18 protein-coding genes are annotated in these 22,635 nt (G+C 72.0%); 15 read left to right on the top strand and 3 right to left on the bottom strand.

All coding sequences use genetic code 11. From position 1 onward, the window contains the following. Positions 1-93: 93 nt before the first annotated feature. Positions 94-2,343, bottom strand: a complete 2,250-nt coding sequence (gene glgX, locus AB0I54_RS41815; RefSeq protein ID WP_363301598.1) for a glycogen debranching protein GlgX — start codon at positions 2,341-2,343, stop codon at positions 94-96. A 230-nt stretch (positions 2,344-2,573) separates the two neighbouring features. Between glgX and AB0I54_RS41810 the strand changes: the two genes are divergently transcribed. From AB0I54_RS41810 to AB0I54_RS41785, 6 genes are all read left to right on the top strand, one after another. Then, the gene (locus AB0I54_RS41810) at positions 2,574-3,806 is read left to right on the top strand and encodes an Ig-like domain-containing protein (protein WP_363301597.1); all 1,233 of its coding nucleotides are present in this window, start codon (positions 2,574-2,576) and stop codon (positions 3,804-3,806) included. 225 nt (positions 3,807-4,031) lie between these two features. Next, the gene (locus tag AB0I54_RS41805) at positions 4,032-5,216 is read left to right on the top strand and encodes an Ig-like domain-containing protein (RefSeq protein WP_363301596.1); all 1,185 of its coding nucleotides are present in this window, start codon (positions 4,032-4,034) and stop codon (positions 5,214-5,216) included. Between the two features lie 161 nt (positions 5,217-5,377). Next, positions 5,378-6,145, top strand: a complete 768-nt coding sequence (locus AB0I54_RS41800) for an enoyl-CoA hydratase-related protein (RefSeq protein ID WP_363301595.1) — start codon at positions 5,378-5,380, stop codon at positions 6,143-6,145. A gap of 304 nt (positions 6,146-6,449) precedes the next feature. Beyond that, positions 6,450-6,953 carry an ATP-binding protein gene (locus tag AB0I54_RS41795; protein WP_363301594.1) on the top strand — a complete coding sequence of 168 codons (504 nt, stop codon included), beginning with the start codon at positions 6,450-6,452 and terminating at the stop codon, positions 6,951-6,953. Positions 6,954-7,033: 80 nt separating this feature from the next. Continuing rightward, positions 7,034-7,846, top strand: coding sequence for a polysaccharide deacetylase family protein (locus AB0I54_RS41790; RefSeq protein ID WP_363301592.1), 813 nt, complete (start codon positions 7,034-7,036; stop codon positions 7,844-7,846). After that, the gene (locus AB0I54_RS41785) at positions 7,846-9,033 is read left to right on the top strand and encodes a hypothetical protein (RefSeq protein WP_363301591.1); all 1,188 of its coding nucleotides are present in this window, start codon (positions 7,846-7,848) and stop codon (positions 9,031-9,033) included. The genes AB0I54_RS41790 and AB0I54_RS41785 overlap by 1 nt, the downstream gene beginning before the upstream one ends. 34 nt (positions 9,034-9,067) lie before the next feature. On the opposite strand, the gene AB0I54_RS41780 is transcribed toward AB0I54_RS41785, so the two are convergent. Further along, positions 9,068-9,709 carry a GNAT family N-acetyltransferase gene (locus tag AB0I54_RS41780; RefSeq protein WP_363301590.1) on the bottom strand — a complete coding sequence of 214 codons (642 nt, stop codon included), beginning with the start codon at positions 9,707-9,709 and terminating at the stop codon, positions 9,068-9,070. A gap of 49 nt (positions 9,710-9,758) precedes the next feature. Between AB0I54_RS41780 and AB0I54_RS41775 the strand changes: the two genes are divergently transcribed. The 3 genes from AB0I54_RS41775 to AB0I54_RS41765 all read left to right on the top strand — a co-directional run bounded on the left by AB0I54_RS41775 (position 9,759) and on the right by AB0I54_RS41765 (position 11,745). Continuing rightward, the gene (locus tag AB0I54_RS41775) at positions 9,759-10,670 is read left to right on the top strand and encodes a MerR family transcriptional regulator (protein WP_363301589.1); all 912 of its coding nucleotides are present in this window, start codon (positions 9,759-9,761) and stop codon (positions 10,668-10,670) included. A 59-nt stretch (positions 10,671-10,729) separates the two neighbouring features. Beyond that, positions 10,730-10,942: an EF-hand domain-containing protein gene (locus AB0I54_RS41770; RefSeq protein ID WP_363301588.1), complete on the top strand. Its 213-nt coding sequence runs from the start codon at positions 10,730-10,732 to the stop codon at positions 10,940-10,942. Between the two features lie 143 nt (positions 10,943-11,085). After that, on the top strand, positions 11,086-11,745 hold the full coding sequence (locus AB0I54_RS41765) for an NAD(P)-binding domain-containing protein (RefSeq protein ID WP_363301587.1): 660 nt from the start codon (positions 11,086-11,088) through the stop codon (positions 11,743-11,745). 34 nt (positions 11,746-11,779) lie between these two features. On the opposite strand, the gene AB0I54_RS41760 is transcribed toward AB0I54_RS41765, so the two are convergent. Continuing rightward, positions 11,780-13,717 carry a beta-N-acetylglucosaminidase domain-containing protein gene (locus tag AB0I54_RS41760; protein ID WP_363301586.1) on the bottom strand — a complete coding sequence of 646 codons (1,938 nt, stop codon included), beginning with the start codon at positions 13,715-13,717 and terminating at the stop codon, positions 11,780-11,782. A gap of 286 nt (positions 13,718-14,003) precedes the next feature. On the opposite strand from AB0I54_RS41760, the gene AB0I54_RS41755 reads away from it, so the two are divergent. The 6 genes from AB0I54_RS41755 to AB0I54_RS41730 all read left to right on the top strand — a co-directional run bounded on the left by AB0I54_RS41755 (position 14,004) and on the right by AB0I54_RS41730 (position 22,634). Next, positions 14,004-14,879, top strand: coding sequence for a hypothetical protein (locus tag AB0I54_RS41755; protein WP_363301584.1), 876 nt, complete (start codon positions 14,004-14,006; stop codon positions 14,877-14,879). Beyond that, on the top strand, positions 14,876-17,218 hold the full coding sequence (locus AB0I54_RS41750; RefSeq protein WP_363301583.1) for a hypothetical protein: 2,343 nt from the start codon (positions 14,876-14,878) through the stop codon (positions 17,216-17,218). The genes AB0I54_RS41755 and AB0I54_RS41750 overlap by 4 nt, the downstream gene beginning before the upstream one ends. After that, complete coding sequence (locus AB0I54_RS41745) at positions 17,215-19,053, top strand: hypothetical protein (RefSeq protein WP_363301582.1); 1,839 nt, start codon at positions 17,215-17,217, stop codon at positions 19,051-19,053. Before AB0I54_RS41750 ends, AB0I54_RS41745 begins: the two co-directional genes overlap by 4 nt. A gap of 74 nt (positions 19,054-19,127) precedes the next feature. Beyond that, on the top strand, positions 19,128-19,808 hold the full coding sequence (locus tag AB0I54_RS41740) for a hypothetical protein (RefSeq protein ID WP_363301581.1): 681 nt from the start codon (positions 19,128-19,130) through the stop codon (positions 19,806-19,808). Position 19,809: 1 nt separating this feature from the next. Further along, positions 19,810-20,946 carry a protein phosphatase 2C domain-containing protein gene (locus tag AB0I54_RS41735; RefSeq protein WP_363301580.1) on the top strand — a complete coding sequence of 379 codons (1,137 nt, stop codon included), beginning with the start codon at positions 19,810-19,812 and terminating at the stop codon, positions 20,944-20,946. Further along, a complete protein-coding gene (locus tag AB0I54_RS41730) occupies positions 20,943-22,634 on the top strand; it encodes a hypothetical protein (protein ID WP_363301579.1) in 1,692 nt (563 codons plus the stop codon). Before AB0I54_RS41735 ends, AB0I54_RS41730 begins: the two co-directional genes overlap by 4 nt. Position 22,635 lies beyond the last annotated feature (1 nt).

The raw sequence follows: 22,635 nt of genomic DNA, 5'->3' as shown, positions 1-22,635 counted from the left end.
ATCCATGGTGTGGGTCTCCCGGCCGTAGGGCTGCGACACGGTCCAGCTCTTGCGATCTTCAAGGGCGGGTGAAGACTCCAGGCCGCGACACCCTCAGCCCATCACCCGCAGCAACACCACCGACCGCCCCTCCACCGTCAGCCCCGCCCCCGCGCCGTGCACCACCCCCGGTGCCTCCCCCTGTTCCTCCCGTGAGGTGTCGACCACGACCTCGTAGCGCTCCGCCCACGGTGGGCCCGGCAGGGTGAAGGTCGTCGGGGCGTCGCCGGCGTGGAGGATCGCGAGGAAGCTGTCGTCGGTGATCGGGGCGCCCTGTTCGTCGCGGCCCGGTATGTCCCGGCCGGAGAGGTACATGCCGAGCGTGGCCGCGGGGGCGTACCAGTCGCCCTCGGTCATCTCCTCGCCGTGCGCCGTGAACCAGGCCAGGTCCCGCAGGCCGTCCGCCGAGTGGGCGCGGCCGGAGAAGAAGGCGCGGCGGCGCAGGACCGGGTGGCGGTGGCGCAGGGCGATCAGGCGGGAGGTCAGGTCGAACAAGGGGCGCCAGGACGGGTCGTCCAGCAGGGTCCAGTCCAGCCAGCTGATCTCGTTGTCCTGGCAGTACGCGTTGTTGTTGCCGCGCTGAGTGCGACCGAGCTCGTCGCCCGCCACCAGCATCGGCACACCGGTGGAGAGCAGTAGCGTCGTCAGCAGGTTGCGCAGCTGGCGGCGGCGCAGCGCGCGTATCGGCTCCTCGCCCGTCTCGCCCTCCGCGCCGCAGTTCCAGGAGCGGTTGTCGTGGGAGCCGTCCCGGTTGTTCTCGCCGTTCGCCTCGTTGTGCTTGCCCTCGTAGGAGACCAGGTCGCGCAGGGTGAAACCGTCGTGGGCGGTGATGAAGTTGACCGAGGCGTAGGGGCGTCGGCCGCCCCAGGCATACAGGTCGCTGGAGCCGGAGATGCGGTAGCCGAGGTCGCGCACATCGGGGAGCGCGCCGCGCCAGAAGTCGCGGATCGCGTTGCGGTAGCGGTCGTTCCACTCCGTCCAGAGTGGGGGGAAGGCCCCCACCTGGTAGCCGCCGGAGCCGATGTCCCAGGGCTCGGCGATCAGCTTCACCCGACGCAGCACCGGGTCCTGGGCGATCACCGCGAGAAAGGGGGAGAGCATGTCGACGTCGTGCATGGAGCGCGCCAGCGCCGCCGCCAGGTCGAAACGGAAGCCGTCCACGCCCATCTCCGTCACCCAGTAGCGCAGCGAGTCGGTGATGAGGCGTAGGACCTGCGGCTGGACCACGTGCAGCGTGTTGCCGCAGCCGGTGTAGTCGGCGTAGCGGCGGGCGTCGTCCTGGAGGCGGTAGTAGCCGCGGTTGTCTATGCCCTTGAGCGAGAGGGTGGGGCCGAGCTCGCCCGCCTCCGCCGTGTGGTTGTAGACCACGTCCAGGATGACCTCGATGCCCGCCGCGTGCAGGGCGCGGACCATCCGCTTGAACTCGCCGACCTGCTGTCCCGTCGTACCGGAGGCCGCGTAGGCCGCGTGCGGGGCGAAGTACCCGATCGAGTTGTAGCCCCAGTAGTTCTTCAGGCCGCGGCGCAGCAGATGGTCCTCGTGGGCGAACTGGTGCACCGGGAGCAGCTCGACCGCCGTCACGCCCAGCTTCACCAGGTGCTCGATCGCCGCCGGGTGCGCCAGGCCCGCGTACGTGCCGCGCAGCTCGGGCGGGATGTCCGGGTGCAGCTGGGTGAAGCCGTGCACATGCAGCTCGTAGATGACCGAGTCGGCCCAGGGGGTCTTGGGGCGGCGGTCGTCCGACCAGTCGTCGTCATCGTGGACCACCACGCCCTTCGGGACGTGCGGCGCCGAGTCCCGGTCGTCGCGCACCGTGTCCGCGACATGCTGCTCCGGCCAGTCGCGGACGTGCCCGTACACCTCAGGCGGCAGACTGAACTCGCCGTCCACCGCGCGCGCGTACGGGTCGAGGAGCAGCTTCGCCGGGTTCCAGCGGGCGCCGATCCACGGGTCCCAGCGGCCGTCCACCCGATAGCCGTAGCGCTGTCCTGGCATCACGCCCGGCACGAAGCCGTGCCAGATCTCGTGCGTCAGCTCGGCCAGCCGCACCCGCGTCTCCCGGCCCCGCTCGTCGAACAGACACAGCTGGACCGCCTCCGCCCCGGCCGCCCACAACGCGAAGTTGGTGCCCGCCACCCCCTCCGGACCCGACCGGAAACGGGCGCCCAGCGGCATGGGCGCGCCCGGCCAAACGGGTGGAGTCGGCGCGGTGGCGCGCTCCGCGCCGTTCACCGCGGAGGCCGGGCGGCCGCCGTCGAGGGCCCGCTCCTGGGCCACTGTCTGCTGCTCGGCTGCGCTCGTCACCTTGCGGCCCCTTTGTGTCGGCTCGTTCGCCTTCGGAGCGCTCTCAGCCAGCGCCGGGGCGGCCGCCGCGCCCGGCCCCCGGCGGGGCCCGCTGCGCGCACGACCTCCCGGCGCCGGCGTCCCCGCGGCTCACGGGCGCGGCTCCCCATCGCGTCGTCCTCCCACTGTTCTGCCCAGCGCTTGCGTCGCACTCACGTTTCCCCAGGGCGGGCCCTGTCGTTGAGCCGCTCGTGAGGTATGCACAAGGGCGCGCACGGCGCGCGGGGGCCGTGCTGGCCGCCGTACTGACATGGGCAGGACTGCTGGCGGGAGCCGCCGGCTGTACCGGGGACGGCTCGGGCGGCGACGCCCTCGACCGGATCTTCGGCAAACCCCCGGCAGCCGGGGACATCATCCGCATCTCCCCGGACGACGGCAGCAAGGACGTCCGCTCCGTCGAGCCGCTGCGGGTACGGGTGTCCGACGGACGACTCGAATCGGTGAGCGTGGTCCGGGTCCAGGACGCCCAGGACACCCCGGTGACCGGGCACATCACCGACGACGGCAGGACCTGGCAACCCGACGAGCGGAAGCTGGCGCTCGCCGCCAAGTACACCGTCGACGCGGTGGCGCTGGACGGGCACGGGCGCCGCTCGGCCCGGCACGCCACCTTCACGACGTACGTCCCCGACAAGCGGTTCATCGGGTACGTCACCCCCGAGAACCGCTCCACCGTCGGCACCGGAATGATCGTCTCGCTGGCCTTCAACCGGCCGATCCAGAACCGCGCCGCCGTCGAACGCGCCGTTCGCGTCACGGCGAAGCCCCCCGTCGAGATCAGCCCGCACTGGTTCGGCGAGGACCGCCTCGACTTCCGCCCCCAGCAGTACTGGAAGCCCGGCACCCGGGTCACCGTCGAACTGCGGCTGCGCGACGTCGAGGGGGCGCGCGGCGTCTACGGACTCCAGTACAAGACGGTGACCTTCACCGTCGGCCGCAGTCAGGTCTCCGTGGTGGACGCGGCCGCGCACACCATGGAGGTCAAGCGCGACGGCCGGCTGCTCACCACCGTGCCCATCACCGCGGGCGCCCCGAAGACCACCACCTACAACGGCAAGATGGTGGTGATGGAGATGCTGGAGGTCACCCGCATGAACAGCCAGACCGTCGGCTTCGGCGGCGAGTACGACATCCCCGACGTCCCGCACGCCATCAAGCTCACCGACTCCGGGACCTTCCTGCACGGCAACTACTGGGCGGGGGACGCCTTCGGGAACAGCAATGTCAGCCACGGCTGCGTGGGCCTGATGGACGTCAAGGGGGGCAGTTCGGACACGCCCGCGGGCTGGTTCTTCGACCGGACCCTGATCGGGGACGTCGTCGAAGTCGTCAACAGCAATGACAAAAAGGTCTCTCCCGACAATGGGTTCGGAGGGTGGAACATGGGGTGGAACGAGTGGAAGGCGGGCAGCGCGGTCAAGTAACCAGGAGGGGGACGGGATTCGGGGCGCCGACGGACCGCCGAAGTTGCGACGGAACGGTGACCTTTGCCTGACACGAAGCTCAAAACCCTGCGGTTAATATGCGCCAGTGGGTGCGCGGGGCGCGCCGGGGAGCGGGCCTGACCAGGCCCCGCGAGGGGAGAGAACGTGAACGTGCGGCCGATATCGGGGGCGTCGGTTGACGCGCGAGGGCGGGGCCGGAAGGGGATGCCGGTGCTGATAGCCGGCGTCCTTCTCATGGCCCTGACCGCGTGCGGTGGGGGAGAGGCGGACACGGGTTCCGGCTCCGGTGCCGGGAAGGGCAAGGACGGCTCGACGCAGCAGGGCAAGCAGTCCGAAGCCGTCGTCAGCATCGCGCCCAAGGACGGCGCGAAGTCGGTGCGGACCAGCGGGGCGCTCAAGGTGACCGCCGCCAAGGGCAAGTTGACCGCGGTCGAGGTCAAGGACGCCAAGGGCGGCAGGATAGACGGGAAGATAACCGACGGGGGCGCCACCTGGACGCCCTCGTCCCACCTGGCCGCCTCCACCAAGTACACGGTGCACGCGGTCGCCAAGGACTCCGCGGGCCGCGAGGCGGCCGAGGACTCCAGCTTCACCACCCTCACGCCGCAGAACACCTTCGCCGGTTACTTCACTCCCGAGGACGGCTCCACCGTCGGCGTCGGTATGCCGTTCTCCATCCGCTTCACCCGGGGCATCACGCACCCCGAGGACGTCGAGAAGGCCATCACCGTCAAGACCGAGCCGCCCGTCGACGTCGAGGGCCACTGGTTCGGCAACGACCGCCTGGACATCCGTCCCGAGAAGTACTGGGCGGCGGGCACGAAGGTCACCGTCGACCTCAACCTCGACGGCGTCGAGGGCCGACCCGGGGTCTACGGCAAGCAGGCCAAGACGGTGAAGTTCACCATCGGCCGCAACCAGGTCTCCATCGTGGACGCCAAGAAGCACACGATGAAGGTCACCCAGGACGGCAAGGTCATCAAGACCATCCCGGTCACCACCGGCAAGCCCGGCTACGAGACCTGGAACGGCCAGATGGTCATGAGCGAGAAGCTCACGGTGACCCGGATGAACGGCGACACCGTCGGCTACGGCGGCGAGTACGACATCAAGGACGTCCCGCACGCCATCCGGCTGACCGACTCCGGCACCTTCGTGCACGGCAACTACTGGGGCGGCGGCGCCTTCGGCAACTACAACGCCAGCCACGGCTGCGTGGGCCTGCGGGACGTGCGCGGCGGCTGGAGCAAGAGCGTCCCGGCGGCCTGGTTCTTCAACCACTCGATGATCGGCGACGTGGTGGTCGTCAAGAACGCCCACGACGCCACCGTGGCCCCGGAAAACGGCCTCAACGGCTGGAACATGTCCTGGGAGAAGTGGAAGTCGTAGGACTTTCCGACGGACGTAGGGCCCGGTGCTGTGACGGACGGCACCGGGCCGTTCGCGTTAGTCCCCGTGCTGTGTCTGCCTGGGGGCAACCCCCAGACCCCCGGCCGGGTGTGATCGACGGCACCGGGCCGTTCGCGTTAGTCCCCGTTAACCTGCTCTGCATGACCGTCTCTCTCGAAGTCGCCGAAGGCGTCGGTACGCTGCGGCTGGACCGGCCGCCCATGAACGCGTTGGACGTCGCCACCCAGGACCGGCTCAAGGAACTCGCCGAGGAGGCCACGCGGCGCGACGACGTGCGCGCCGTGGTGATCTACGGCGGCGAGAAGGTGTTCGCGGCGGGCGCGGACATCAAGGAGATGCAGGCCATGGACCACACCGCGATGGTCCTGCGCGCCCGCGCCCTCCAGGACTCCTTCACCGCCGTGGCCCGCATCCCCAAGCCGGTCGTCGCCGCCGTCACCGGCTACGCGCTGGGCGGGGGCTGCGAACTGGCCCTGTGCGCCGACTACCGCATCGCCGGCGACAACGCCAAGCTGGGCCAGCCGGAGATCCTGCTCGGCCTCATTCCGGGCGCGGGCGGCACCCAGCGGCTGCCCCGGCTCGTCGGCCCCTCCAAGGCCAAGGACCTGATCTTCACCGGCCGGATGGTGAAGGCCGACGAGGCCCTGGCGATCGGCCTGGTGGACCGGGTCGTCCCGGCCGCCGACGTGTACACCGAGGCCCATGCCTGGGCGGCCCGGCTGGCGCAGGGCCCGGCGATCGCGCTGCGCGCGGCGAAGGAGTCGATCGACACCGGAGTGGAGACGGACCTCGACACCGGCCTCGCCGTCGAACGGAACTGGTTCGCGGGCCTGTTCGCCACCGAGGACCGCGAGCGGGGCATGAAGAGCTTTGTGGAGGAAGGGCCCGGCAAGGCCAAGTTCCTCTGAGTTCCCCCCGGGTTCCCGTACTTCGCCAGGTTTTCCGTGGAACCCCTTGCAATTGACACGGTGTCTCACCCGGGTCCCTCGATGGGGCGGCTTATAGAAACCTTAAGGCAACCTTAAGCCTGTCTTGTCGAGGCGGCCCGTCCCATGCCCGGATTCGGGCCGTCCGTGCAGGTGGGGCGGGCCGTCGCGGGCACCGAAATGCCAACGGCATATGCCGACCGGATGGCCCGGAATAGGGGTTTCCGGGGGGCGTATTCCTCAGGAACGCCCACGGAGGGCGCTCCGGGCGGCCATGATGGGGGGCATGGCGGGGCTGGAGGGCATCGAACAGCCGCGGGGACACAGTCGTGCGGCCGCGGCACGCTGGTCGCCCGCGGTCGAGGACGAACAGGCACTCAAGGCACTGGAACTGTTCGGCAATCCGACGGAGGCCGAAGTCCCGCTGCCGTCCCGCCCCGAGTCCGCGGCCACCGCGCGCCGGCTCGCCCAGGTCGTCGTGCTGCGCCAGTGGGGACTCACCCCGAAGATGACGGAGGACGCGGTCCTGCTCGTCTCCGAACTCGTCGGCAACGCCGTACGGCACACCGGCGCCCGCGTCTTCGGGCTCCGGATGCGCCGCCGCCGTGGCTGGATCCGTGTCGAGATCCGCGATCCGTCCCGCGGGCTGCCCTGTCTGATGCCGGTTCAGGAGCTGGACATCAGCGGCCGGGGGCTGTTCCTGGTGGACAAGCTGGCCGACCGATGGGGCGTCGATCTGCTGCCCCGAGGCAAGACGACATGGTTCGAGATGAGGGTCGCCGACCGCTGAGCGAACGTTCGCGGAGGTGACGACCCGTACGGATCCTCCTATCGGGTCAATCGGCCGTTTTCTTACCCAATCGCCCTTAAATGGTGCGGGTGACCACGACCGACCGCCGCGGGGCGTTGCGGGCGGGGGCCGGGCTCGTCGCCGGGGGCGCCCTCGCCGGCGGATGCTCGTCCGCCACCGGCTCCGTCGCGCAGCCCGCCCCCGCGCGAGCCACGCCCTCGCGCACCCCCGCGAAACCCACGCCCGCGAAGCCCGCCCCCCTCGCCGCCCCCGCCCCGCGCGCCTTCCCCCGGCAGCCCGCGCAGATCACCCACGGCCCCCGTGACCGCCCCCGTGTCGCACTCACCTTCCACGGCCAGGGCGATCCCGCGCTGGCCCACGCCCTGCTCACCGAGGCCGAGCGGCACGGCGCCCGGATCACCGTGCTCGCCGTGGGCACCTGGCTGGACGAACAGCCGGACATCGCCCGCCGGATCCTCGACGGCGGCCACGACCTGGGCAACCACACCCAGCGGCACGTGGCCGTCAACACCATGTCAGAGACCGCTGCCCGCGCCGAGATCACCGAGTGCGCGGACCGGCTGAGACGGCTCACCGGTTCGATCGGCACCTGGTTCAGGCCCTCCCGTGCCCCGACCGCCTCGCCGCTCGTTGTCCGGCTGGCCCGTGCCGCGGGCTACCCCCATGTGCTGTCGTACGACGTCGACTCGCTCGACTACACCCGGCCGGGCGCCCCCGCCGTCACCCGGAAGGTCCTGGCCGAGGTCCGGGGCGGGTCCGTGGTGAGCATGCACTTCGGATACCCGGACACGGTCGCCGCCCTTCCCGCCGTACTCCAAGAACTCGACAGCCGCGGACTGCACGCGGTCACCACCACGGAGCTGCTGAGCTGATGCGTCCCACCAAAGCCGTCCGCGTCCTGGCCGCCGGCGCCGCCCTCGCCGCCCTGACGCTGCTGCCCGCGTGCAGCAGCGGGTCCGAGCACCGCGAGAACGAGGCCCTCGGCAGCAAGGCGCCCGCACCGCCCCAGAAGAAGAAGCAACTGGTCGACGGACTGCCCGGGATGCCGCCCGTGCTCGACGCCCACGACGTCTACGCCGCCGACCGCCCCAACCTGCTCTCCCCGGCGGTGAAGGACTTCCCGTCCCGGGTCTACGTGCCCAACACCAACTCCAACACGGTCTCCGTGATCGACCCGAAGACGTACCGGGTCGTCGAGACGATCCCGGTCGGCTGGCAGCCCCAGCACGTCGTGCCCTCCTGGGACCTGCAGACGCTGTGGGTCAACAACGACAAGGGCAACACCCTCACCCCCATCGACCCGAGGACCGGGAAGGCGGGCAAGACGGTCTCCGTCCACGACCCGTACAACCTCTACTTCACGCCCGACGGCAAGTACGCCGTCGTCATGGCCTCCCTCGACCGCGAACTCGTCTTCCGCGACGCGCACACCATGAAGCGCGTGAAGACCGTGCCCGTCAGCTGCTACGGCGTCAACCACGCCGACTTCTCCCTCGACGGGCGCTACTTCATCGTCTCCTGCGAGTTCAGCGGCGAACTGCTCAAGGTCGACACCGCGCGGATGAAGGTCGTCGCCCAGGAGAAGCTGCCGTTCCAGGGCGCGATGCCGCAGGACGTCAAGGTGTCGCCCGACGGCAAGCGGTTCTACATCGCCGACATGATGGCCGACGGCGTGTGGATCCTGGACGGCGACCGGTTCACCAGACCCTCCCTCCTGCCCACCGGCAAGGGGGCCCACGGTCTGTACGTCAGCCGTGACTCCCGTGAGATGTACATCTCCAACCGGGGCGAGGGCACCATCTCCATCTTCGACTTCGCCCAGAACGGGCTCACCAAGAAGTGGCACCTGCCGGGCGGCGGCAGCCCCGACATGGGCGGGGTCTCGGCCGACGGCAAGGTCCTGTGGCTGTCCGGCCGCTACAACTCCGAGGTGTACGCCATCGACACCGGCACCGGGGCCGAACTGGCCCGCATCAAGGTCGGCAGCGGCCCGCACGGCCTCGCCGTCTACCCACAGCCGGGCCGCTACTCGCTGGGCCACACCGGCATCTTCCGCTAGGCCGTCCGATCGGCAGCCTGCCGTCAGTGCGTTCTCAGGGGGCGAGGAGCAGTGCCTCCGCCCCCACCGGCAGGTATCCGGCCGCCTGGAACGCCCGCAGGCTGCGGGCGTTCCCCGGGGAGACCTGGGCCCACACCGGCTCCCCGGCGAGGTGCCGGGCGGCCGTCGCCAGCCGGCGTCCCAGCCCCCGGTGCCGTACCTCCTCGTCCACCTCGACCGCGACCTCCAGCCGGCCCGCGACCCCGCGTCCCAGGACGACCACACCGCCGTCCGCCTCCCACAACCGCACGTCGTCACGGCGCGCACGGGCCCGCACGGCGCGCGGATGGCCGGGGTCGGCGACCTCCGTGAGCGTGAGCGGCGGCCGGCCCGGCAGGGGCGAGCCCACCACGAGGGCGTCGATGGTGTCGGTCGTACGGCCCGTGCGCTCCACGAAGGCCGCGAGGAACCGCGCGTTCAGCGTCGCGGCGAGCGCGTCACAGTCGACCGCCACCGCCCGCAGCGTCTCGCGCACCCACCGCGGATCCTCGTCCGTGAAGACGACCGAGTGGGCCGTGAAGGCGATGACCCCGGCGTCCCGGTACGTGTGCTGGGGCACGACCGTCGTACCGCCGTCGTCCGGCGGGAAGACACCGCGCGCGGCCGCGTCGAGAATGTCCCGCAGGGTCTCCGCCACGACCGCACCCCTTGAGTCTCCACCGACTGGAAGCCCCAGACTCGCAGACATGATCGACGACGGCACCGGACTTTTCACCATCGGCGAGCTGGCCCGGAGCACCGGACTCACGGTCCGCACCATCCGGTACTGGTCCGACGAGGGCGTGCTGTCCCCCGTGACCCGCTCCGCGGGCGGCTACCGCCTGTACGACGCCGAGTGCGTCGCCCGCCTTGAGCTGATCCGCACCCTGCGCGAACTGGGCCTCGGCCTGGACGACGTGCGTGCGGTGCTGGCGGGCGAGACGACGGTGGCGCGGGTGGCGGCCGCTCATGTGGCCGCGCTGGACGCGCAGATCGCTTCGCTGAGGCTGACCCGGGCGGTGCTGTCGACCGTGGCACGACGCGGTTCGACCGCAGAGGAGATGACCTTGATGAACAAGCTGGCGCGGCTGTCGGCGGCCGAGCGGAGGCGGATCCTGGAGGAGTTCGTGGACGAGATCTTCCACGGACTGGACACCGCGGACCCGGACATCCGCGAACGGATGCGGAACACTGCCCTCTCGCTGCCGGACGACCCGACGCCCGAGCAGGTCGACGCCTGGGTGGAGCTGGCCGAGCTGATCCAGGACCCCGAGTTCCGGGCGCTGATGCGCGGCGCGGCCGAGTTCAACGCCGCCGACCGGGGGCACGACGCGCGTGCCGGGGCGTCGATGTGGTTCTTCAAGCGGCTCGTCGAGCTGGTCGGGCGGGCCCGAGAGCGTGGCATCGCCCCGCAGTCGCCGGAGGCCGAGCCCGTACTGCGGGACCTGCTCGGCACGGCCGACCGCGGCGACGTGCTCGCCCGTATGAAGGCGACCCACAACGTCAGGGCCGCCCGCTACCGGGAACTGATCGGCATCCTCAAGGGGACGGCCCAGCCCGCCCACGAGGAGGACTTCGCCTGGGTGGTCGCCGCACTGGAGTTTCGTGCGGGCCGTTAGTCTGACCTGCGGCAGTACGCCTGTATGACCTAGAAAACGCGACAAAAAGGGGCGGATCGATGGCGGACATCGAGGAAGCACGCAAGCAGTTCCAGCGGATCGATGCGAACGGTGACGGTTTCATCACCGCCGCCGAGCTCAAGTCCGCCCTGGCCCAGGAGGGTGACTGGAACGTCACCGAGGCGGTGGCCGAGGCCATCATCAAGACCCGCGACCTGAACGGCGACAAGGTCCTGTCGTTCGACGAGTTCTGGGCCTACCTGAACAAGTGACGCCCGCGGGGAAGGGGGGCACCCGGCCCGGGTGCCCCCCTTCCGCATGCCCGACCCCCTGGCCGCGGAATAGTCCGCAGGCCCCCGGGGTTGACGCCGCACAGCAGACGCATGCACATGCATCGATCCCGGAAGGGCCTGTCATGAAGATCGGCATCATCGGCGCGGGCAACATCGGCGGCAACCTCACCCGGCGGCTCACCGCCCTCGGGCACGACGTCTCGGTCGCCAACTCCCGTGGCCCGCACACGCTCACCGAACTCGCCCAGGAGACGGGCGCGACCCCCGTACCCGTCGAGGAGGCGGCGCGCGGCGCGCAGGTCGTCGTGGTCACGGTCCCGCTGAAGGCGGTCCCGGACCTTCCGTCCGGGCTGCTGGACGGCGCGGCCGAGGGCGTCGCCGTGATCGACACCGGCAACTACTACCCCCAGCGCGACGGCAGGATCACGGGGATCGAGGACGAGGGTCTCACCGAGAGCCGCTGGACCGAGCGGCACATCGGGCACCCCGTGATCAAGGCCTTCAACGGCACCTATGCCCAGGACATCCTGGACGGCCCCCGTCCGGCCGGCGACCCCGACCGGCTGGCCCTCCCGGTGGCCGGCGACGACGCGGCCGCCAAGCGGGTCGTACGCGACCTGATCGACGAGCTGGGCTTCGACACGGTCGACTCGGGCGGTATCGACGACTCCTGGCACCAGCAGCCCGGCACCCCGGTGTACGGCCTGCGCGCGGGCGTCGACGGCGTGACCGAGGCACTGGCCAAGGCGCCGAAGGACAGGCCGGCGGACTTCAGGGGGTAGCGGCAGGGGGTAAAGGCGGGGACCGGTCCGGTCCTCAGCCGAGCGCCCTTGCCACGAAGGTGTCCAGGACCCCCGCCCCCACTTCGACCGCCCGGGTGCGCCCCTGCCAGTCGGTGATCGTGTGGGAGCGGGCCGCCGTGCGCAGGGACCGGACCCCGGCCCGGGTGCCCTTGCCGTCCCGCAGGTCCAGGGCGGCGAGGGCGGCGCGGGCCCAGTCCCGGGTGGCCGCCAGCCAGGGGGCGGCCGAGGCGCGCAGCGGCGCGGGGACCGTGTCCGGCACCCCGGCCAGGACGGTGAGCCGTTCCCGCAGGGCCCGTTCGGCCTGCGCGCCGCCGCGCCAGTAGGCCGCCGTCAGCGTCGCGAGTTGCGGTGCCTGTGCCGTGTTCAGCCGGGAGGCGCGGTTGACGTCGGCGAAGGCACGCAGGGCGGTGAGCGCGCGCCGGTCGCCGCCGGCCAGTGCGGACAGGCCCGCGTCGAGTGCCGCGGCCGGCCGGTACGCGGTGGGGTTCCAGGCGTACGCGGCCATCGAGAACAGCGCCGGGTCGGAGGCGGCCGCCTGGTTCATCGGGTTGGCCAGCAGACCCGCGACCGCGCCGGGCAGACTGTCCTCGCGGCCCGTGTAGGGGCCGAGCAGCAGATGGTCCGCCGTGTAGTCGTTGACCGGGTAGTTGTCCCACACCAGCAGCGGGTGCCCGTACAGCCGGCCGGCCTCACGGGTTTGCTCGGTGCGCAGCGCCGGGGAGACGACCAGCGGCCCGGTCCACATGACGCGGACGTCCCGGTCCAGCCGCCCGGCCAGCGCGGTCTTGTACGCGCTCGCCCGCGCCCCGTCGTACTCCGTGGGCACGGTGATCAGCGGAGCGGCACCGCCGCGGGTGTCGAGGAACTCGCGCTGCACCTTGTTCAGCAGATCCGCCTGCGCCCGCCCGACCGCGCCGCGCCCGCTGCCGTACACGGCGGCGTCGCGCGCGCAGTTCCAGTGGTCGATCTCGATGTCGTCGAGCGGCACGGCGAAGGCCCGCACTCCCGCGCCGTCCCACAGCTGCCGGAACTTGCGCACCAGCGCGGCGGTGTCCGAGGCCGACGAGTAGCAGATGGAGGGGCCGGGGGAGAGCGCGTACACGAAGGAGATGTGGTCGGTCGCGGCCCGCGCGGCCAGGGCGCGCAGTTCGGCGAGCCGGGGCTCGGGGTACGGCTCGCGCCAGCGGCCGCGCAGATAGGGGTCGTCCTTCGGGCTGTACATGTATGTGTCGAGCTTCCAGCGTGCCGCGAAGTCCAGTTGCTCCAGGCGCTCCCGTGGGGACCAGGGTGTGCCGTAGAAGCCCTCGACGATCCCGCGGGCGGCGGTGGCCGGCCAGTCCCGGATACGGACGGCGGGCAGTGCGGTGCGCGCGGCCCGGGAACCGACGGGGCGCACCAGCTGGGCGAGGGTCTGCGCGGCGTGGAAGGCACCGTCCGGATCGACCCCGGCGAGGACCGCCCGGGGCTGCCCTTGGTCGGTGCCGACGGCGAGGACGTACCCGCCCGCGGCGAGACCGGTGGGCGGGGCGGCACGCAGCGGAGCCAGGGCGGCCGACGTGCCGCCCGACGCCACCGTGACCAGCAGCTCGCCGGACTTCGGCGCGTCCCCCAGGCGTATCTCGTCCGCGCCGCCCGCGCGCAGCGCCCGTGTGACGACGTCCAGCGTGGCCGCGTCCGTCCCCGCGTCCGCGCGCACGGCCACGCTGCGCCCGATCTGCACCGAACCCGCGTCCCGGCGCACGCCGCGCGGCGCGGGCCACAGGGCGGGGACCTGCGCCGGAGCGCTTCCGGAGCGGGTGGTCCGCGCCTTGCCGTCGGCCGCCGAGGGGGCCGCCGCCGCGGCGCCGTCCGGGCCGGCGGGCCCGTCCCCGCAGGAGCGGGCGAACACCACGACCACCAGGCCGAGGACGAAGCCGATCAACAGCTGCGGCGGGACGCGGAACTGGCGCACCCGGAGCCCCCTCCACCATCCGTCTGCGCATGAGGTAGTCGATCAACTACCATCTGTCGCACCGATTATGACGGAACGGCAGTTTCCGGTCGGGGAGTTTCGGGGGTTACGTGAACGTCGTCGAGGCATGTCGCGCAGCCGTGTGACGTTCCGTCGGAAACGGCGGCGAAGGCGTCGACAAGAGGGCACTGTGCGCCAGTTGGCGTAGACACTGCCGACAGCAGGTTCTATCCAGAGATGCGTGGGGCGGACGCGGCCCCTGCTACAGGCACGGGGGAGGTCGCACATGGTGGTGGTTCCGGAAGATCCGCACAGCCACTGGATCGTGCTCCTCGACATCGAGGACTTCAGTCTGCGCGCGGAGACCACCCAGGCGACGCTGCACGACGACCTGTACCACGTGGTCGAGTTCGGGTTACGGCGGGCCGGGCTCGGCCTGGACGGATGCGAGGTGCAGGACCGCGGGGACGGCATGCTGCTGCTGGCCCCGCCGGACACCAGACCCACCCTGCTGCTCAGGGAGTTGGTGCGGGGCCTGGAGGACGCGCTGGTCCACCACCGCGACACCTACAACCACGACCACCGGATGCGGCTGCGGGTCGGGTTCGAGCAGGGGCTGGTCAGCAGGCGCGGCGAGCGATGGACCAGCAACGCCATCAACGACCTCTCCCGGCTGGTCGACGCCGGCCCCGTCAAGCAGGTGCTCGCCCGGGCCGGCCGGGCCCATCTGGTGGTGGTCGTCTCCGAGGACATCCACCGCAAGGTGGTGCTGGGCCGCTACCCGGGCATCGACCCGGCGGCGTATCTGCCCGCCGACTTCGTCACCAAGCACGGCGAACCGCGCCGGGGCTGGGTCACCGTACCCGGCTATCCGGCGCCACCCGGACTTCCCGCGGACTCGGGGGAGCCGCCACGTGGCAGTACGAGACCGGGGGCGGACCCCGGCACGGGCGGTACCGCGGGAGGAGCGGGCGGTGGGACCGAACCGGGGAGCCCGGTCCTGCCGCCCTCGCTCCGCATCGGTGAGATGACGAACGGTCAGATCGCGGTGGGGGACGGGGCGATGGCCGTGGGCGGTGACTATGTGCACGGCAACAAGATCGAGCATCACCACGGCTCCCGCGACGTGCCCCGCCGCGGCACCTCGGCGGACGGCTCATGACCACACCGCCCGCCGGCGGCGCCCCCGCCCCTGCCCCCGCCCCCACGACGACGGCGCCCACCGGGGGAGGGGCGCCGTCCCCGCAGGGCGCACCGCCGCCCGGCGGCGGCACACCCGCGCAGGGCGGCGCCGGGGGCAGCGGCGGCAACAGCGGCCCGCCCCAGCCCGGCACCGGGGGCGGCGCGGACGGCGGTACGCCCCAGCCGGGCGGCACACCACCACCGGCGGCCCCCGACAACACCGTCGGCGGCAGCGACAGCGCCAGCCAGGCCACCGCCCGTACCGGGCAGGGCAGTCTGCGCGCCGGGCTGCTGCGCACCGCCTGGACCCACATCGGCGGCGACCGGGTCGAGGGCGACAAGATCGTCATCCATGCCGGGGGCGAACACCGAGTCGTGCTGCGCACCCTCGCCGCCGCGGACGTGGCGGCCGTCCAGCACACCTTCCGGGCCCCGCCCCGCTGGGACGACGTCGTCGTCGACGCCTGGCAGCGCCGCTCGGTCGTACTGCGCGGCCCCGGCGGCGCGGGCAAGACAGCGGCCGCCGTGCGCCTGCTGATATCCGCCCGGGCCAAGGCCTTCTACCTGATCGACTCGGTGGCCGAACTGACCCGGCTGACCGACCTCAGACAGATCGCGGGCGCCGGCCTGCTGCTCGACCGGCCCGTCGACCTCGGCCTGCTGCGCGGCCCCCAGCTGGCCGGCCTGGAGAGCCTGCTGCGGGACGCCGACGCCCATGTCGTGGTGACCGCGGGACCGGAGGCCGAACTCGACCGCGACCTCGGCGAGTACGTGCAGCGCATCGCCCACCCCGAGGCCCTGGACACCGTGCTCGCCGCCCATCTGGCCCACCGGATCGGCGAATCGGAGGCCGAACTCGTCCTCGCCACGGACGGCGTCGCCGAACTCACCGCCGAACTGCTGGACCAGGGTGCCGCCTGCCGGATCGCCGCCCAGCTGGCCTGGATCCTCGAACAGGAACACCGCGACGGCACCGTCGACCCGCGGCGGATCCGCTCCCGCATGGAACAGACCGGCGGAGAGGGCCCCGAGGAGTGGTTCGAGGGACTCGGCGACATGGGACTGCGCACCCAGGCTATCGCCCTCGCCGTCCTCGGCGGACTCCCCCAGGAGTATGTGTCCCTCGCCGCGAGCTCCCTCCTCGACCGGTTCCGCAGCGACCGCGGCGTCCTCACCGCCAGCGTCGAGCAAGGACCCGTACCCCTGCGCCAGGACCCCTTCAGCCAGTCCCGCAGGCAGTTCGCCGAGAAGCTTCGGGCGCGCACCTACTCCGCCGTCACCCGGGGCGACTTCGGCTGGCTGCCCTGCACCGTCGCCGAGTACCGCAACCTCGACCACCCGGCACGGATCATCCGGCACGTCTGGTCGGAGTACCGCATCCAGCAGGAACTCGTCGCCTGGCTCGGCGAGTTGGTCGACCGGCCCTCCCAACAGGTGCGCAGCTTCGCCGGAACCGCGCTCGGCCTGATCGCCACCGAGTCCTTCGACCACATCGCCACCCAGATCTTCCCCGGCTGGGTCATGGACGAGAACACCGGCTCGCTGCGCCGCGAGGCCATCGCCTACGCCCTGCGCGTGTGCGCCCGCGACCCCGCGCTGCGCACCGGCGTACGCAACCTCGTCGACGGCTGGTACATGAGCGGCACCTGGCAGTTCCAGGCCGCGGCCGCCCGCGCCTACGGCCTCTGCCTGGGCGGCGCCGACCTCCCGACGGCCCTGCAGACCCTCACCCGGCTCGGCACCGTCGACCACATCCAGGTCGCCATCGAGATCGGCGACGCCTTCGCCGACCTGATGGAGGAGGACGTCGACACCCATGCCCCCCACGTGCTGCGCGCCATCGCCGAGATGTCGCACGAACCCGCCAGCCGCCCCTCCGGCCACCTCGCGTTCCTCATCCTCGCCGACGCCCTGGCCACCGACGAGCCGGCGGCGGGCGGCGCCCCTCCGCGCAGCCGGCCCACCCTGCTCCGGCTGGCCGCGGATGCCCCGCCCGGCGGCGAGCTGCGCCGGCTGCTCGGCTATCTGTGGTCCGAGGCGATCAGCGGCGAACTCTTCGCCGACCAGGCCGGGACCGTGCTGGAGGCCTGGGCCGCCCAGGCCGAGGCCGACCCCCAGCTCCTCGACGACATGGTCCGCGTCCTCGTGGAGGACGTGGCGGCGCGCAGCCCCCGGGCCGGAATGCTCCTGGAGCGCTACGCCCGGCACTGGACCGACCGCGACCGCTTCCGCCCGCTGCCCCGCTCCGCCCGGGTCCTCGGCGCCCGCCTGCACAGCGCCCCACCCGCCCGACCCACTCAGCCAGGAGGTGGCCGGTGACCGAGCCGGTCTCATTGATCGTCAACCGGAGTCCGGTACCCCGCATGGCGGTGGGGCCCACCAAGGCGACCCAGCCGCACCTGGCGGTCGTGTACGCCACCGCCGCCGGTGAGGTGGAGTGCTTCGAGGGCCGCCCGATGACCCCCTCGCAGCAGGTCTTCTCCAAGTACCGCACCCGCTACGAGGTCGATCTGCGCGGCTACCGGCGCAGCGCCGTCCTCGGCCGGAACCCGCTGGTCTCCCGGGACGGCGTGCACGCATTCGAGGTGAAGGTCGACTTCGCCTTCCGCGTGGACGGCTGGGACGGCGCCAAGGCCCTGGTCCGCTCCGGCATAGACAACCCGCTGCCGCTGGTGCACACCTACCTCACCAGCCTGTTCCACGCCGCCGGGCAGCGCTTCGCCATCGAGGACTCCTTCGGCCTCCAGCACTACCTCAATCAGCGGTGCGGGCAGCAGGTGACCCTCGCCGAAGGGCTGGTCGTCTACGGCTGCCAGGTGTCGGTGCAGCCCGACGCCAAGTCCAAGGCCTACCTGGAGTCCCTGATCGAGGCGGGCCGCCGGGAGACGCTGGGCCAGGCCGAACACGTGCCCAACATGGGGGATGTGCTGCGCGAGGGCCAGATCGCGGCCAAGAAGCAGGAACAGGAGATGGAGGCCGCCGCCCGCCAGGCCGAGGCCCTCAGGCATGTCGCCATGGACAGCGAGGGCCTGATCCGGCAGTACATGAACACGCACCCGGAGGACGCCGCGGGCGCGTTCGACATGCTGCGCAAGCTGGAGGAGGCCCGCTTCGCCACCGCCGAGCTGCAGAACCAGCGCGCGCTGGCCCTGTTCCAGGCGATGGCCGACAAGAACCTGGTGCAGGCCGGCGACCTGGAGGTGATGCGGCAGCTGCTGACCGACGTGGTCGGCCGCGCCACCGGCGGCGCCACCCAGCTCCCTTCCGCCGGCGCCCCGCAGCTTCCCGGCGCCCGGCCCTGGGACGCCCCGGCCGCCCAGCTCCCCTCGGCGTCCATCGCCGGATCCGCTCAGACACAGCCCCAGCCCCAGACCCAGGCCCAGGCCCCGCCGCCCAGGCCCGCGGACCAGGGCCCCGGGTTCACCGTCCAGGGCCCCGGGTCCACCGTCGTGGGCGACTCCCTCCCCCCGTACGCCGGACGGCCCGCCGTCCCCACCTACGCCGCCCTGATCTATCTCGTGCTCGACGAGTCCCTCGACCGCGACAGCCTCCAGGAGCTCAACCGCGGCCTGAACGACCTGCACTCCGCGCTCTCCGGCGCACCGGAGGTCGCCAGGTCCCTGCGGCTGTCCGTCCTCGGCATGGCGGCAACCGCCGAGCCGCGCCTCCAGCTGGAGACCGTCACCCACGGCACCCGCACGCCGATCCTCACCGGCCGCCCGGGGCTGTCGTACAGCAGCGCCTTCCAGCTGCTGAAGACCGTCGTCGGGCAGGACGTCGCCGTCGTCAAGGCCGAGGGCGTCCAGGTGCTGCGGCCGATCGTGTACTTCCTGACCGGCGGCGTCCCCGACGAGGGCAACGGCTGGCGCGAGGCCCATCAGCGGCTGACCGACATCGGCGGCAACCCGGCCGCGCCGAACGTGATCGCCCTCGGCCTGGGCCGGGCCGACGCCTTCGCGGTCCGTGCCGTCGCCACCCGGCCCGAGTTCGGCTTCATGGCACCGCCGAACCAGGACGCCGTGTCGGCCGCCCACAGCTGTGCCGGGTTCCTGCGCGACAGCATCGTCGGCTACGCCCGGCGCCTCGCCTCCGGCGACCCGCAGTTCTCGGTCAACCCGCCCGACGGCTTCCGGCGGGCCGAGGACGCCTACTGAACCGCACCACCTCCCACGCAGTCAGTCCCACCACGCAAGAGCAGTCAGTCCCACCACGCAAGAACGGAAAGACGATGATGGAAAGCAATCGGGGGCACTTGCTCCCCATCTACGTCCTGGCCGACGAGTCGGGCTCGATGACCGAGCACATAGACGACCTCAACGACGGCCTGCGCTCACTGCACCAGGCGCTGCTCGGCGAGCCGATGGCCGCGGCCAAGGTGCGCTTCTCGGTCCTGGGCTTCTCGGACGACGTGGTCGAACGGGTCCACCTGGTCGACCTGCGCAGCGCCAATGAGTTCCCGCTGCTGCGCACCCGCGGCATGACCAGCTACCTCGCCGCCTTCGAGGACCTGATCAACCGCATCCCGGGCGATGTCAACGCCCTCAAGAGCGAGGGCTACCAGGTGCACCGGCCCGCGGTGTTCTTCCTCAGCGACGGGCTGCCCAACCACGGCGAGGACTGGCAGGACGCCCACCGCAGGCTCACCGACCGCTCGGTCACGCTCGGCGCGCCGAACATCATCGCGTGCGGCATCGTGGACGCCGACGCGCAGACCATCAACCAGGTCGCCACGGAACCGCAGTTCGGGTTCGTCGCCAACAAGGGCGTCGATGTGGGCGGTGCCATCGCGAAGTTCTGCACCGCCCTCACCAAGAGCGTGATCTCCTCGGGCCGTTCGCTGGGCTCGGCGTCCCCGCAGCTGGTGGTCGACAAGCCGGAAGGCTTCACCGTAGCGATCGATGTGATCTGACGTGACCTGGTTCCCCGGCCGGCACCCCGACGACGACCGGGAGGGGCAGCGGCCCGTGCCGCCGCCTCCCCGCCCCGCGCCCGAGCTGTACCCGCAGCAACCGGCCGAGTCCTACGACCGGCCGGAACCGGCGGGCTCCTACTCCCACGACTGGCAGCCGGGCCGGCCGTGGCCGCCCGTCGGCCGGCCCGCCCAGCCGCCCCCGCACCCCGCCCCGGCGCCGGCTTCCCCTCCCCGGTCCGACGCCTTCGCCGAGGGATGGCAGACGATCAGCGTGGACGGCGCGGTTCCCGAGTTCGACCCGAGACCGCCGATCGGCGCCCTGTCGTACCGCCCCGACACCGTCTGCGACGGCTGGTCCACCGAGGCGCTCGACCTGCGGCTCGCCTCGGTGCGCGGCTACGCCCACCGGGCCGAGGGCCGGCCGCGGGAGGACGACGCGGCCGCGGCCTGGGACGAGCACACCCGCACCGTGGTGTTCGCCGTCGCCGACGGTGTCTCCGACGCCCGCCAGCCGCACATCGGCTCCCAGCTCGCCTGCCGCAGCGCGGTCGACGAGATGCTCGCCCAGGTGCGCGCGAGCGGCGGGTTCGTCACCGACTGGCCCAAGCTGCTGAGCAACGTCCACTGGCAGCTCCGGGTGCAGGCCCGCCGGCTGCTGCACCAGGACGACGCCACCGTCGACGAGACGGCCGACCTGCTGGCCACCACCCTGGTCGCCGGGGCGGCCACGCCCACCCCGGCGGGGGTACGGGTGGCGCTGGTGTCGGTCGGCGACTCCGGGGTGTGGCTGATCAAGAACGGGGCGCTGTATCCGCTCCAGGGCGGCAAGGCGGTCGGCGCGGACGGCCTGGTCTCCTCCGCCGTACGGCCCCTGCCGTATGTCCCAGCCGAGGTCGTCCCGTTCGAGTACGTCCTGGAGCCGACCGGTGTGCTGCTGATCGGCACGGACGGATTCGGCGACCCGGTCGGCGACGGGCGGGGTGTGGTGGCCCAGCTGTTCTGCCGTGAACTGGAGCGCCCGGTACCGCCGTTGGGCTTCGCCCATCTGCTCGACTTCTACCGGGAGACCTTCGACGACGACCGCACACTGGTGGCCCTGTGGCCGCGCGGGGGCCCGGCGGGGGGTCCGCGATGAGCGAGGTCACGGTGCCCTGGGTACTGCCGGACAAGCTGGGCACCTACACCGCGCACAAGCTGGGCGACGGCGGGCAGGGCATCGTGTACGGGGTGCCCGACCCACCGGGCAAGTTCGCGGGCGAGTATCTGGCGTACAAGGAGTACCGGCCGACGGAGGCGTACGACAGCGACGTCCTGTACGACATGGTCTGCTTCCGCCAGTTGCTGTCCCGGGCCGACCGCGCCTTCCTGGACGAGCGGCTGACCTGGCCGCTCGCCCTGGTCTACCTGGGCGACACCCCGACGGACCCCCGCCCGTCGCGCAACCCGCGCACCAGGGTGGTCGGCTTCCTCATGCGGCGCGTGACCCAGGACTACGAGCTGCGCATGCCGGGCGGCGAGGTGAAGCTCCAGGCGCTGGAGTTCCTGCTCAACCCGGACGGCTATATGACCCGGGTCGGCCTGTACGTCGCCGACGCGCACCGCGTGGAGCTGCTGCTCGACCAGGCCCGCACCCTCGACTGGCTGCACCGGCGCGGGGTGACGGTGGGCGACCTCTCGCCGAAGAACGTCCTGTTCACCCTGCGGGGGCAGGCCCGCTGCCGGTTCATCGACTGCGACTCGATGCGCTACACCGGCAAGGACGTGCTCAAGCAGGTGGAGACCACGGGCTGGGAGGTGCCGGAGCCGGAGAAGGCCACGGTGGCCTCGGACTCCTGGAAGTTCGGTCTGCTCGCCGCGCGGGTCTTCAACCGGGACCAGGACAGCCCCGATCTCGGCCCGCTGCGGGCCGTGTCCACCGAGCTGGCCCAGCTCGCCAGCCTCGCCCAGAACCGGGACCCGCAGCGACGGCCACCGATGTCCGAGTGGGTGACCAGGCTGGAGCTGGTGCACAACCGGGTCAAGCGGACCCGGCGGGCCACGGCGCACACCACTCAGCCGCCGGCCCCGACCCCGACCCCGACGCCCGCGGGCCCCTACCGGCCCCAGCCGCAGCCGGCGTCCCCTCCCCAGGGGTTCACCTTCCCCGCCCAGCCCCAGCCGCGCCGTCCGGCCCGGAGCGGCTCGATGGGCAACAGGGTGGCCGGCTGGCTGCTGGGCGCGGTCCTGGTGGGCGGCCTCGTCGGCTATGCGGCGACCCATATGGACTCCACGGGCGCCTCGGCGTCGCCGTCCTCGGGCGGGCCCTCGGCGACGGCCACCGATGACGTCCACACCAGCGGTGACTCGGACTCCGGCGTCAGCACCCCGGACTCCGGCGAGGACACCCCGTCCGACCGGGCCGTGGCCCCCGGAGCCACCGTCGACTACTCGCAGGTCTCGGACGACCCCGAGGCCGAGGACGTGGCCGCCATGTTCGCCCGCTTCTTCGGCGCGATCAACAAGCACGACTACGACACGGCCCTGGACCACTACGACCCCGGCACCTCGGTGGTGAACCTCGGCTCCAAGTCGGCCCGGAACCAGTGGAAGGACGTCATGTCCACCACCCGGGACAGCGACTTCGTCCTGAGCGACCTGTCCTCGGACGGCACCTACACGCTGGCCACCGTGAACTTCACCAGCCATCAGGACGCCGGATACGGCCCCGCCTCCAGCCCGTCCGACACCTGTGACCAGTGGACGGTCACCTATCAGCTGACCGACTCGAACGGCTACCGGATCTACAAGGCGCCGAGGGACGGGGTGAGTTACACCTCCTGCTGAC

The sequence above is a fragment of the Streptomyces sp. NPDC050625 genome, from assembly GCF_040654755.1.
In the GTDB taxonomy this organism is placed as follows: domain Bacteria; phylum Actinomycetota; class Actinomycetes; order Streptomycetales; family Streptomycetaceae; genus Streptomyces.
This window is presented reverse-complemented; position numbering and strand designations above follow the sequence as displayed.

Excerpts from the sequence above, each read along its gene's own strand:
- AB0I54_RS41730 (WP_363301579.1), top strand. The coding sequence starts at position 20,943 with ATGAGCGAGGTCACGGTGCCCTGGGTACTGCCGGACAAGCTGGGCACC.
- AB0I54_RS41755 (WP_363301584.1), top strand. The coding sequence starts at position 14,004 with ATGGTGGTGGTTCCGGAAGATCCGCACAGCCACTGGATCGTGCTCCTC.
- AB0I54_RS41805 (WP_363301596.1), top strand. The coding sequence starts at position 4,032 with ATGCCGGTGCTGATAGCCGGCGTCCTTCTCATGGCCCTGACCGCGTGC.
- AB0I54_RS41740 (WP_363301581.1), top strand. The coding sequence starts at position 19,128 with ATGATGGAAAGCAATCGGGGGCACTTGCTCCCCATCTACGTCCTGGCC.
- AB0I54_RS41765 (WP_363301587.1), top strand. The coding sequence starts at position 11,086 with ATGAAGATCGGCATCATCGGCGCGGGCAACATCGGCGGCAACCTCACC.
- AB0I54_RS41750 (WP_363301583.1), top strand. The coding sequence starts at position 14,876 with ATGACCACACCGCCCGCCGGCGGCGCCCCCGCCCCTGCCCCCGCCCCC.
- AB0I54_RS41785 (WP_363301591.1), top strand. The coding sequence starts at position 7,846 with ATGCGTCCCACCAAAGCCGTCCGCGTCCTGGCCGCCGGCGCCGCCCTC.
- AB0I54_RS41790 (WP_363301592.1), top strand. The coding sequence starts at position 7,034 with ATGGTGCGGGTGACCACGACCGACCGCCGCGGGGCGTTGCGGGCGGGG.
- AB0I54_RS41770 (WP_363301588.1), top strand. The coding sequence starts at position 10,730 with ATGGCGGACATCGAGGAAGCACGCAAGCAGTTCCAGCGGATCGATGCG.
- AB0I54_RS41795 (WP_363301594.1), top strand. The coding sequence starts at position 6,450 with ATGGCGGGGCTGGAGGGCATCGAACAGCCGCGGGGACACAGTCGTGCG.
- AB0I54_RS41800 (WP_363301595.1), top strand. The coding sequence starts at position 5,378 with ATGACCGTCTCTCTCGAAGTCGCCGAAGGCGTCGGTACGCTGCGGCTG.
- AB0I54_RS41775 (WP_363301589.1), top strand. The coding sequence starts at position 9,759 with ATGATCGACGACGGCACCGGACTTTTCACCATCGGCGAGCTGGCCCGG.